Raw genomic sequence first — 12,563 nt, 5'->3', positions numbered from 1 at the left:
CCACTTTTTGATAATAAAATTTATATAACTATTTGATTGATAATTATTTATAACAATGTAAACCATAAAAAGTGTAAACCATGTAAACCCACTTTTTTTACAAAATGGTATGCCTGGTTAGGGAATCTGTCCTAATCCTAATACCCGGCTCGTTCTGGCCCGGGTAACTTCGCTCAGCGCTTCATCATTAGCTAATGACTGTCCGTATGAGGGTATCATCTCTTTTAGTTTTTGTTGCCACTCATCGGTTTTAATATGATTCTTAAAACAGCGTTCTATCAGATGTATCATGATAGGTACCGAAGTTGACGCACCCGGTGATGCTCCTAATAAGGCCGATATACTGCCATCGGCAGAGGTTACTACTTCGGTTCCAAATTCAAGTACACCGCCATGTTGAGCGTCTTTTTTAATTACCTGTACACGCTGACCGGCTATGTCCAGGTCCCATTCGTTGGCTTTGGCTGTGGGCATGTACTCCTGAAGGGCTTTTAAACGGTCGGCAGGCGATTGTAATACCTGGCTGATAAGATATTTGGTTAGCGGCCAGTTGTCGCGCCCTACGGCAAGTAAAGGCCATATGTTATTTAACTTGATAGAGCAGAAAAGATCAAGCAATGAACCTTTCTTCAGGAAGCGTGTAGAAAATCCCGCGTACGGGCCAAAAAGTAATTCTCTTTTACCATTGATAACCCGGGTATCCAGGTGCGGTACAGACATTGGCGGCGATCCTACAGATGCTTTACCATATACTTTGGCTTCATGGCGGGCAACAACATCCGGGTTGTTACATACCAGCCATTGTCCGCTTACCGGGAAGCCGCCAAAGCCCTTGCTTTCTGCAATGCCCGATTTTTGCAGCAGGGGCAAAGCGCCGCCTCCGGCGCCAACAAACACAAAGCTGGAGGTTAGTTTTCTTTTTTGCCCTGTTGTTTTATCTTTTACGGTTATTTGCCAGCTATTATCCTGATTGCGTTTAATGTTGCGCACATCGTGGTTCAGACTTAGCGAAACCCCATTTTTTTGTTTAAGCTGATTAAGCAGGCTGCTGGTTAAGCTGCCAAAGTTTACATCGGTACCTAAACCCATAAATGTGGCCGAAACTTTTTCGTTCTCGTCACGACCTTCCATCACCAGTGGGATCCATTGCTGAAGCTGTGCTTTATCTTCAGAATACAGCATCCCCTTAAAAAAATGGTGTTTGGTCAGTGCTTCCTGGCGTTTTTTAAGATAGCTTACGTTTTCGGGCCCCCAAACAAAGCTCATGTGAGGTACCTTACGAATAAAACTTTCCGGCGATTGGATGTATTTTTGTTCGATGAGGTATGACCAGAACTCTTTGGAGATCTCAAATTGCTCGGCAATTTTAATGGCTTTTTTTATTTCGACTGTTCCGTCGGGTAACTCAGGGGTATAATTCAACTCGCAAAAGGCGGAGTGACCGGTGCCCGCATTATTCATCGGGGCCGAGCTTTCGGCAGCTATAACATCAAGTCGTTCAAAAATTTCAATAGTTAAATCGGGTTGCAGTTCTTTAAGCATTACCCCCAGTGTTGCGCTCATGATACCCGCGCCAATTAAAACTACGTCAACCTTTGTTTCTGAAACTTTATCGCTATTAGCCATCTTTTTTATAATACCTGTAGGGGTATGCTCGAGTTAAATTATACCAGGTATAACCCGGTTTTTTAAAAATTGTTGTGATGATTAAGTCCTGCAGGCATGTTTAGCAGCAAGGGAAAATTAAATCAGACAATTTTAAGAAATTTTTATAAAAAACAGGGCCTGTTCATGTCCATTAAATGCAATAAATAACTTGTTTAAATTAAAATGGCAAGGTTTTACAGCTTTTGGCCAATGTTGTTTACATCGGGTTAACACAAAAAGCTTCCGTTGCTGTATATACAATAAATAACTGACGGATCTGGCATGAGGATATTAATATGGAATACTTGTTTTTGTATAATGATGATAGCACTATCTGCTTGCGAACACGCCAAACCAAAACCAATAATTACAAAGGCTATGGTGCTGGTGGAGGGGAAAAAGGATAGGGCAATCGATAATCCTCAAAAACAACATGGGACTTCTACGGTGACAGCTCCTTGTGTAAAGTGCTTGCTGCAAGTGATACAGACCAGCAAAAGTTATAAACAAAACACAGCATCGATATCATCGCAAAATATAAGTTATACGGTTAACTGGATCAGGTCGGTACCAGCCGAATCCGCTGGTAAATCAAATATGACAGATGGCCTGAGAATAGATGTGCGAAAAAATGAAGACGGAGAAGAACATAATTTATGTTCCTATGTCTACAATGATCAAAGCGGCGCACTGTACCAGCTCAATAATGAAGGTAAATATCAACAAGCCATATCAGATATAACACCCGATATATTGAAAAAGATCAGAAACAGTTGCTATTAGTGAGTAGTGAGTAGTGAGTAGTGAGTAGTGAGTAGTGAGTAGTGAGTAGTGAGTAGTGAGTAGTGAGTAGTGAGTAGTGAGTAGTGAAAAATCGCCCGTCAATTTAATCAAAAACGGGGATAACACTTTAATTCGGAAAATCGTAATTCAGATAAAGTTATCAATGGTCAAAAAAATAGCGATGGATTTAGATCCATCGCTATAGTTAAAAACATATTTAATGTTGTGCTAACTGCCAGCTGTTAGGTAGTATAGCCCAGAATTTTCAGTACTTGTTTGCTGTTTTGCTCTTCGCCAAATACCTCAAAGTTGAATGTTTCATCGCGGTTGCGGCGAATGATCACGTGTTTGGGCGAAGGGAGTAAGCAATGGTGTATACCACCATATCCGCTTAATACCTCCTGGTAAGCACCTGTGTTAAAAAAGCCCAGGTATTGTACTTTACGGGTTTTAGGCATAAAAACACTGTTCATGTGGGCTTCCTGGTTGTAATAATCCTGGCCATCGCAGGTAATACCACCAAGGTTTACACGCTCATATTCCGAATCCCAGTTGTTAATAGGCAACAGGATATATTTTTGATTCAGGGCCCAAACATCGGGTAAATTGGTGATGAATGAACCATCCAGCATCAACCATCTTTCGCGGTCGTTTTGTTGCTTCCGGCCTAATACTTTATATAGAATGCCCGAAGCTTCTGCCACGGTGTATTTGCCAAATTCGGTAATAATATCGGGTTCAACGGTATCGTTATCAGCACAGATCTCTTTGATACGGCTTACGATCTCATTGATCATATACTCGTAATCAAAATCAAATACCAGCGAATCTTTGAATGGCATACCACCACCGATGTCCAGTGTATCCAGGTGTGGATTCACTTTTTTGAACTTGCAATAAAGGGTTACGTATTTCTCCAATTCGTTCCAGTAGTATGGAGTATCAGAGATACCGGAATTGATAAAGAAATGTAACAGTTTTACCTGGAAATTAGGATTTTCTTCGATCTTGTTATGATAAAAGTCGATCACATCTTCCATACGTACGCCTAAACGTGAGGTATAAAACTGGGAGTCGGGTTGCTCTTCAGCTGCTATACGGATACCCAGGTTACAAGGGGTATCCATTTCAATCTCATCATCGTACAGATTAAACTCTTCCTTATTATCCAGTACCGGAATGATGTTTTTAAATCCATCATGCAGCATGTCGATAATATAGGTTTTATATTGAAAAGTTTTAAACCCGTTGCATATTACGGTGATATCTTTAGTTACCGCTCCTTTTTTCTCCAGGGCATCGATCATCGGCATATCAAAAGCTGATGATGTTTCCAGGTGGATCTCGTTTTTCAACGCTTCTTCCACAATGTGCCTGAAATGTGAACTCTTGGTACAATAACAGTATTTGTAACTGCCGCGGTAATTGTTTTTGATGATAGCTTGCTGAAACAACAACTTAGCCTGTTGTATTTTCTTGGTTATCATGGGCAGATAAGTAAAACGTAGCGGTGTGCCATACGTTTCGATCATCTCCATTAAATTAAGGTCTTGAAAGTATAGTTCATCGTCGATGATCTCAAAACCATCCTGCGGGAAACCTACACTCAAATCAAGAAATTCCTGGTAACTCTGCATCCTTAAAAAATTTGGGGCAAAAATGTGATTTTTAAACGGAATTAACGGCTAATTGTTGGGATAATTTTTATAGTTTAAATGTAATGTTTTAGTTAAGTTCAGTTATTGAGCTTTAAGCTTAATATTTTAAGAGCAAAAAATTGATAATCAGTTTATTTGAATTTAATGATAAGTTGGTTAAATTAGTTGTGCAACCAAACTTTATCCCATATGTTCAACCTGCCACTACCAACTGATAGCCTGTATAAATTCGCTTTTATGTTTGGGTTATTATTAATTGTTTTTTCAATCTATTATAATGATAAACATTCAAATACTTATAACAGTGGTTCAACTGCATATCGCATAGATTCTCTCCAAACAATTAAGCGGGGAATTAAATATGTTCGATATAAAGACTCCGTTAAATTCATTGAAATAAAAGAGAAGTTTAACGAAAATAGGGAAGCACGAATGTTCTGGCAAAAATTTCAGTCAATATAGCTGCGTTCAAACAATATAAAATTCAATCGAAAGCAGAACAAGATCAATTTGAGGGCTTTTTTAATGAATTTGACAATAACTCCAATGGTATCGTATCTCAGGTTGAAAAAGCATTAAAAAAGTTAGAATCTCAAATCAAAGAAGTGAATAGCGCAAGGATATACTATATAGATAACGCTATAAAGTTTTACGAGAAAAAGCTCGCAAAGGAATTTTGGATTTCTTTAACATTAACCGCAGCTGGGATATTCCTGTTTGTGACAGGAGGAATGTTTTGGTATTTTAAAGTGCAAATGATACAGGACGAGCTATTGAAATTACAATTAAAAGAAACTCGTATAAAAACGGCGGAGATAGCGAGAGATAAAACCAGTTATAATCGCAAACATTTTGAGCCTCAAATTTTACCACGAACTCCATTAAGGCACCGTTTATAAATTAAAAAAATGTTTGTTGTTTTACGATGCAATTAATTCGGTAGTTAAAAATATTTCAATTATTCCGCAACAGGCAAATGCACCTCGGCCATCATGCAACGGGCACTGCCACCTCCATTGGTCTCAATAGTATTGATATCAGCATAAACCAGTTTGCCATATTTTTGCAGTGTGCTTTTTTGTTCTTCAAAAAGCGCTTCAAACGCGTTTTTCGACATCACGATCAACGTTTCATCAGTCTTGTTTTTTACCTCCAGCATATTGCCTGCAAAGCGGTTCATCTGTTCAAATGATATTTCAATAATTTCTTTTTGGGTTGATCGCAGTGATTCCAGAACTTCTATCTTTTCATGCGGATTAGGAATACTATCAGTACAAATAACCACGTATTTACTACCCACACACATCAATACATTCGTATGGTAAATGGCTTTTCCATGTTCGTCAACTGCATCAAAACTAACGGCCCTATATCCTGCCTGTTCACAAAACAACCCAAATACTTCTTTATCTGTACGGGGAGAAAGGCAGGCATAAGCGATTTTGTTTTCCCTGTCGAGCACCATGCTGCCTGTGCCTTCCAGGAATTTATTTTCATCCTCAAAACGACTTAAATCTATTACGTGATTTATCTTGAAACGATCTTCCAGTTTGCTAATGATATCTTCCCTGCGCTCCAACCGGCGATTCTCGGCCTGCATCGGGTATAAAAATACCTGACCATCGGCATGAAAAGATACCCAGTTATTCGGGAAGATAGAATCAGGTGTATGCGGTTGGGGAGTATCATCAATTACAGTAACTTTTACCCCATTTTCTCGTAGTACTTTTACAAAGCCGTCAAACTCGGTTAGCGCTTTATCCTGAACAGCCTGCTGATCTGCTTCACGGTTCTGAAACGCATTACTTCCCGCCGTTTGTTCGTTAAAGCCGAAACTTACCGGCCTGATCATTAATATATTATTGGTTGATTGGTTGTTGATCATTTTATTTAAATTTTTGTCTGAATCAGAATTTACAGAATTAGGAAATTAACAGAATTATTATGGTATTCTTCTGTAAATCCTTTAATTCTGTAAATTCTGATTCAGACAATTTTATCCCTTAAAAGCGGCATGCTCATGCAATGGAAACCACCACGGGCCCTTGAAAGTTCTGCCGATGGCATTAAAATTAAAGTGTTGGTCAGTTTTTGCGGATCAAGCTCGCCCGACTCAAATTTCTGCAGCAGATCGTTCACCCGGATCACATCAAATCCATTTTGTTTAAAAGCCTCAACTGTTTTATCATTACGGTCGTACCCTAAAACCACACCTTCTTTTATAGCCAGCAGGTTGCAGGAATCTGTCCATTGTTCGCGTGCATCAAACGGAAAAGTGTTATTGCCCGAATAAATGAACTTTGTTTTATTATCGCTTTTGAGATCATTTTCACTGATATCGGCTAACAGATCTTCAATGCAAGCAAATAATCTTGGCTTTTCATCTTTTTCAAACTGTACAATTTCTGGCCGCTCCTTTTGTTTTTTATCAGCAAACCAGGACATAGGTTCCTGTTCTTCGATAGGAGCTTCGGCCACCGCCAGTGAGCGCAGCAATACCCAGGTGTCGCGTCGAACCTGTGTAAAAACCGTATCAATATGCATGTAATCGCGTTTGTGAGGGATTTTTACAATGGTTACTTTCTTAACTACATCGTTATCAAACAAGAGTTTAATGGCCTCATTGGCACCGCTGATAGAAGTGCGTTCGCTGCAACCGATAACCAGGTGCTGCGGACTTACCATCATCACATCACCACCTTCAAGTGTTGTTTTTTCGAGATTGTCTTCGCCGGGGCGTAAAAAGTGCTGGGCGGTTTCTGGTATCTCCAAAATGTTGTTGCGGTATTCGGCAAATAATGGGTGATTAAAAAATATGTATCGCGCCAGTAACGTTTCGCGGAAACGGGCCTTTTTTGCAGGCTTATTCAACAGCATATGATTGTTGATGGCTATGCCAATATCCCTTGAAAAAATAAGGTTAGGTATAGGGGCAAAGATCATCTCTTCGGTACTTAACGAACCTGATATGAAAATTTTGGCTAGTTCAATAGGGTCGGTATCTATTAGTTGCTGCTGCAAACGATAATTGCAGCTTTCAATAGCGCAAACCGATGCTACCAGTTTTTCGCGGATATCGGCTTGTTTTAAAATATCAGCCAGTAAAGTTTGTATCTCAATTACTTTTCCCGAAGCATGAAAGCCTGGGTTATCAGGTTTAAAAAACGTGCGCTCGGTATCATTATCAACTTGGTGCAGTTTTCCTTTAATCTTATCCTGATCTAAGAAATAAAGCAACAGTTTTACGTAATAATCATATTCGTTTTTACGCATGGTGTCCAGGTGCACAATGTCTTCAAAAAGCCAGTCCTGAGCTTTTGACGGTACTACTTTACCCAGGCCGCTATCGGGGCTATGGATGAGTAGGGTGCGGAGCGTTCCTATTTCGGAGGTTACATCTATTTTAAAATCGTTGTTTTTAAGTGTCATAAATAGGTATGAGAAGAGCAAATCTATTGAGAATAATCAACATTTTATTATAACAAGGATATTAGCAATTTAATTAATTTTGCCAAATGGATTTTATCATTGAGGCGGCTGTTAAAGCAATAAAACAACTATATCAAACAGGTGTAGCCCCGGCTGCTATAAGTTTACAGGAAACCCGGAAAGAATTTGAAGGGCAAATAACCATAGTTACATTCCCTTTTACTAAATTTTCGCGTAAAGGGCCCGAACAAACCGGCGCCGAGATAGGTGAGTATCTTAAAAATGAAGTAAAGGAGATTGCCTCATTCAATGTGATCAAAGGTTTTCTGAATATTTCTGTAACTGACGAGTATTGGATAGGACAATTATATAACCGCATACTACCTGACGATTTTGCTGTTGCAAAGCCCAACGGACAAAAGGTAATGGTGGAATACTCATCACCAAACACCAACAAGCCACTACACCTGGGCCATATTCGTAATAACCTTTTAGGTTATTCAGTAGCGCAGATATTGGGCGCTGCTGGATACGAAGTAGTAAAAGCAAACCTGGTGAATGATCGTGGTATTCACATCTGTAAATCCATGTTGGCTTGGCAAATGTTTGGCAATGGCGAAACTCCGGAATCATCGGGTATGAAGGGCGACCATTTGGTGGGTAAATACTATGTGCTTTTTGATAAGGCCTATAAAACCCAGATTGAAGAGCTGAAAGCCGAAGGCCAAAGTGAAGACGAGGCCAAAAAGAATGCCCCTGTTATAAAAGAAGCCCAGCAAATGCTTCAAAAATGGGAGGCTGGTGATAGTGAGGTGATCAACCTGTGGAAAACCATGAATGGTTGGGTATATGCCGGTTTCGCGGAAACCTATAAACAACTGGGTGTTGATTTTGACAAATATTACTACGAATCAAATACTTATCTTTTAGGGAAAGACATTATAGAAGAGGGGCTTGAAAAAGGTGTTTTCTTCAAAAAAACCGATGGTTCCGTTTGGATAGATCTAACGTCCGATGGACTCGATGAGAAACTGGTACTACGGTCAGACGGTACATCGGTTTATATCACCCAGGATTTGGGTACAGCCCAGTTAAAATATAACGACTTCCATATGGATAAATCTATCTACGTGGTTGGTAACGAACAGGACTATCACTTTAAAGTGCTATTCCTCATATTGCGTAAATTAGGCAAAGCCGGGGCAGATGGTTTGTTTCACCTGTCATACGGCATGGTCGATCTGCCATCGGGAAAAATGAAGTCTCGTGAAGGTACCGTAGTTGATGCCGATGACCTGATGGCCGAAATGGAAGCTACCGCTAAAGAACAAACCGAGGCTATGGGTAAAGTTGATGGTTTTAGCGAGGCTGATAAATTGCAGCTGTATCATACTATCGGCATGGGGGCGCTCAAATATTTTCTGCTCAAGGTTGATCCGAAGAAGCGCTTGCTGTTTGACCCCAATGAATCTGTCGATTTTCAGGGGCACACCGGGCCATTTATTCAATATACACACGCCCGTATCAAATCGGTACTGAGCAGGGCAAATTATGAGGTGAATACCAAAATTGAGGTAACTGAACTTGCCGGCGTGGAACGTGACTTGATTGTGCTGCTAAATCAGTTTCCTGATGTGATCAATACAGCGGCTAATGATTATAGTCCAGCAGTTATAGCCAACTATGTTTATGAATTGGCTAAGGTGTACAATAAATTTTATCATGAAAAATCGATTATCCAAGCTGAGGACGAGATATCAAAGCAGTTCCGCTTGCAGTTATCGGCATCATCGGCCAAAGTGATTAGCAAGGCCATGAACCTGTTGGGTATTGACGTACCCGAGCGGATGTAGTTTGATGTGTAAATGTGCGGGTATGCAGATGTGCAAATGAGTAAACGATTATTTACCCATCATTTGCACATCTACATATTTGTAGCTTATCTCCAATATCCTCTGTGCCATGCATAGCCACGATGAACCGGGTGCCAATATCCCTGCACATAAACACGACCAGGACGCGGGTGAACATAGTAGCCGTTAATATAAGCATATCTTCCGCCGCGCCATGCCCATTCACCGGGCACCCAATATGCCCCGGCATATGGAGCTACAGGACGTACATAAACGGGTTCGACCGGACGTTCTGCAACATAATAATCTGCAGCACAAGAGCTGAATAAAGTGCCTGTTAAAGCTAATAATAATCCTATTTTCAATATCTTTTTCATCTGTAAAATGGTTTAATTAGAAATATTTACAGATTATAGACCATTGGAATAATTATAGGTTTAATGAATTTTTGGTGAATTTGTCGGCTATAATCAATTCCTTACTGCCGGCTGTATACTTGTAAAAACCGCTACCCGATTTTGCACCCAGATGGCCTGCAGTTACCATGTTCATCAGCAAGGGGCATGGCGCGTATTTCTGATTGCCAAAACCAGTATACAGTACTTTTAGAATGGCGAGGCAAACATCAAGGCCAATAAAATCAGCCAATTGTAAGGGCCCCATTGGGTGGGCCATACCCAACTTCATTACGGTGTCAATCTCTTCAACCCCGGCAACTCCTTCATACAGCGTATAAATAGCTTCGTTAATCATCGGCATTAGGATGCGGTTGGCTACAAATCCTGGGTAGTCATTTACCTCAACCGGATCTTTACCCAAAGCTTTGGATAGCTGCATCACAGTTTGTGTAACCTCATCGGTGGTGGCGTAGCCTCTGATCACCTCTACTAGCTTCATTATCGGTACCGGGTTCATAAAGTGCATACCGATCACATTGCCCGGATTTTTGGTAACCGCGGCAATTTGTGTAATGGATATGGATGATGTATTGGAGGCAAGAATCACTTTATCACTACAAATATTACTGAGCTGTTTAAATAGCTCCAGTTTGATTTCCTGATTTTCGGTAGCAGCCTCTATTACAAGATCCGCATTTGCAGCTCCAGATGGCAGGTCAGTAAAGGTTTTGATACGACCAAGCGTGTCGGTTTTTAACTGTTCGTTAATGGTTCCTTTTTTTAATTGACGATCAAGGTTATTAGTGATAGTTTGTACAGCCTTATTCAAAGCATCTGTATTAATATCAACTAATGACACTTTAAAGCCATGTTGGGCAAAAGTGTGCGCTATGCCATTGCCCATTGTTCCTGAGCCTATTACGGTAATATTTTTCATCGTATGTGCTTATATCCTAAAAACTAAGTTGGTGCAAATTATTTGTTTGGCAAAATATTGTCTTATTATAAAGTGATATAAGTTCCCGCTTCAATAATTGCTTTGGGATTGATGTTATCAAAAGAGGGTACATGCCCCAGCTCTGTTACCCCGGAATAATTGAGGATGAATGTTTTTGAGTAAATGTCCTTATCACCATTAAATACGATGCCCATTACCGGTATATCGTATTGTTTAAGCATACTAAGTGATAGCAATGTATGGTTGATACTACCCAGGTAATTTTGTGATACCAGTATTACCTGTGCTTTTAATTGTTTGATGAGGTCAACAATCAGTATATTATCATTCAATGGTACCATCAGGCCGCCCGCCCCTTCAATGACTAATTGGTTATTGGTTTGTGGCGGAGCGATATTTTGAATGTTTATTACTATTTTATCAATAGCTGCCGATTTGTGCGGTGAAAAGGGCTGTGTTAGCCGGTAAGCTTCGGGATAGAAACGCGTAGCTTTGTTGGATACAAGATTTTGCACCTTTAGTGTATCGCTGTTATCCAGATCGCCAGATTGTATAGGTTTCCAGTAGTCGGCCTTTAATTTTTCTGTTATGATAGCCGAAATAATAGTTTTACCAACTCCGGTGCCTATACCAGTAATGAATATGGGTTGTTTATCAGACATTTATAAACTGATTAATAATGGTGGCAAGTTTGTTTATCTCATCGGCTGTATTAAACGAGTGCAGACATATCCTTACCCTTTCTGTTCCGGCCGCAACGGTGGGGCTTAGTATAGCTCTTACATCAAATCCTTTATTTTGTAAAATGTTTGCCATGTCACGGGCTTTGTTGTTACTTTTTAGTACGATACATTGAACAGGACTGTCGCTGTTCAATAATAAGTATAAGCTTTCGAGGCTGATCTGTTCTTTAAATAATTTGATGTTGTTTTTGAGAGTGGAAATCTCCTGTTCTGCACCATTTAATAACTGGTATGCCATTTTTACCGCCGCCAGCTGATGAAAGGAAGCCGCCGTGGTATAAATAAAAGAACGAGCAAAGTTGACGAGGTATTGTCTTAATGTATCGCTGCCTAATACAATTGCCCCATGACTGCCCAGTGCTTTGCCAAATGTAGCCAACGATGCGAAGACCCTGTTTTGCAAGCCGAGGTCAGCTATCAGGCCTTTAGGATATAGACCAACTGCATGAGCTTCATCAACAATTAAATGAGCGCCATATTTTTCGGTGATATTCAATATATCCAATAGTGGGGGAGTGTCTCCGTCCATGGAGTAAACACTTTCTATTACAACATAACAATTTCCTTTAGCCAGTTTTAGTTTGGCCTCCAGGCTTTCAATATCATTATGTTTGAAACTATAACGATTGGCGTAGCTTAGCCGGGCGCCATCAATAGCCGAGGCGTGAATCAATTCATCCAAAATAATAGTATCACCCCGTTGAGCTAGTGATGATAGCAGACCAATGTTAGCATCATATCCCGAATTGAAAAGAAGACCCGCCGCATACTGATGATGCGCGGCAATGCTTTTTTCCAGATCTTCAGCATATTTTAAGTTACCTGATAATAACCGCGATCCGGTTGATCCGTTTAAACTACGTGGGTGATTTTGTATTTCCTGATCAATACTGTTTTTTAAAACGGCAGATCGGGCAAAACCAAGATAATCATTAGAACAGAAGTCAAGAAGCTCGTTCTCGGACTTTAATGTCCGGTAAATACCCGATGATTGCCTTTCGTCAAGTTTACTTTTAAGATATATTTCTGCCGCCGTCAAATGAAAATGATTTGTGCAAAAATAAAAAAAGCGGCTTAGTGCCGCTTTTTATTAT

Annotated in this window: 10 protein-coding genes; 2 read left to right on the top strand and 8 right to left on the bottom strand. The window is 40.1% G+C overall.

Annotated features, from left to right (window positions below; all coding sequences use genetic code 11):
* Window positions 1–117: 117 nt before the first annotated feature.
* Complete coding sequence (locus FHW89_RS10225; RefSeq protein WP_172334946.1) at window positions 118–1,626, bottom strand: malate:quinone oxidoreductase; 1,509 nt, start codon at window positions 1,624–1,626, stop codon at window positions 118–120.
* Between the two features lie 339 nt (window positions 1,627–1,965).
* Here FHW89_RS10225 and FHW89_RS10220 point away from each other — a divergent pair, with 339 nt between their 5' ends.
* Window positions 1,966–2,430, top strand: coding sequence for a hypothetical protein (locus FHW89_RS10220; RefSeq protein ID WP_172334945.1), 465 nt, complete (start codon window positions 1,966–1,968; stop codon window positions 2,428–2,430).
* 242 nt (window positions 2,431–2,672) lie between these two features.
* On the opposite strand, the gene FHW89_RS10215 is transcribed toward FHW89_RS10220, so the two are convergent.
* From FHW89_RS10215 to FHW89_RS10205, 3 genes are all read right to left on the bottom strand, one after another.
* Window positions 2,673–4,067, bottom strand: a complete 1,395-nt coding sequence (locus FHW89_RS10215) for an arginine decarboxylase (protein WP_166094420.1) — start codon at window positions 4,065–4,067, stop codon at window positions 2,673–2,675.
* Between the two features lie 979 nt (window positions 4,068–5,046).
* On the bottom strand, window positions 5,047–5,973 hold the full coding sequence (ctlX, locus tag FHW89_RS10210) for a citrulline utilization hydrolase CtlX (protein WP_253952213.1): 927 nt from the start codon (window positions 5,971–5,973) through the stop codon (window positions 5,047–5,049).
* Window positions 5,974–6,074: 101 nt separating this feature from the next.
* Window positions 6,075–7,517 carry an arginine deiminase family protein gene (locus FHW89_RS10205; RefSeq protein ID WP_172334944.1) on the bottom strand — a complete coding sequence of 481 codons (1,443 nt, stop codon included), beginning with the start codon at window positions 7,515–7,517 and terminating at the stop codon, window positions 6,075–6,077.
* Between the two features lie 86 nt (window positions 7,518–7,603).
* Between FHW89_RS10205 and argS the strand changes: the two genes are divergently transcribed.
* Window positions 7,604–9,370, top strand: coding sequence for an arginine--tRNA ligase (gene argS, locus FHW89_RS10200; RefSeq protein ID WP_172334943.1), 1,767 nt, complete (start codon window positions 7,604–7,606; stop codon window positions 9,368–9,370).
* Window positions 9,371–9,456: 86 nt separating this feature from the next.
* Here the strand turns inward: argS and FHW89_RS10195 are convergent, their stop codons facing one another.
* The 4 genes from FHW89_RS10195 to FHW89_RS10180 form a co-directional block, all read right to left on the bottom strand.
* Window positions 9,457–9,747, bottom strand: a complete 291-nt coding sequence (locus FHW89_RS10195; protein WP_172335321.1) for a YXWGXW repeat-containing protein — start codon at window positions 9,745–9,747, stop codon at window positions 9,457–9,459.
* Window positions 9,748–9,799: 52 nt separating this feature from the next.
* Window positions 9,800–10,705, bottom strand: coding sequence for a 3-hydroxyacyl-CoA dehydrogenase family protein (locus FHW89_RS10190; RefSeq protein WP_172334942.1), 906 nt, complete (start codon window positions 10,703–10,705; stop codon window positions 9,800–9,802).
* A 65-nt stretch (window positions 10,706–10,770) separates the two neighbouring features.
* Entirely contained in the window at window positions 10,771–11,388 is a 618-nt protein-coding gene (bioD, locus tag FHW89_RS10185) for a dethiobiotin synthase (RefSeq protein ID WP_172334941.1), read from the bottom strand.
* Window positions 11,381–12,508, bottom strand: coding sequence for an 8-amino-7-oxononanoate synthase (locus tag FHW89_RS10180; RefSeq protein ID WP_172334940.1), 1,128 nt, complete (start codon window positions 12,506–12,508; stop codon window positions 11,381–11,383). Before FHW89_RS10180 ends, bioD begins: the two co-directional genes overlap by 8 nt.
* Window positions 12,509–12,563: the final 55 nt, after the last annotated feature.

It is taken from the genome of Mucilaginibacter sp. SG564, from assembly GCF_013149275.1.
Lineage (GTDB): Bacteria > Bacteroidota > Bacteroidia > Sphingobacteriales > Sphingobacteriaceae > Mucilaginibacter.
The sequence above is the reverse complement of the archived record's forward strand: the minus strand, read 5'-3'. Positions and strand labels throughout refer to the sequence as shown.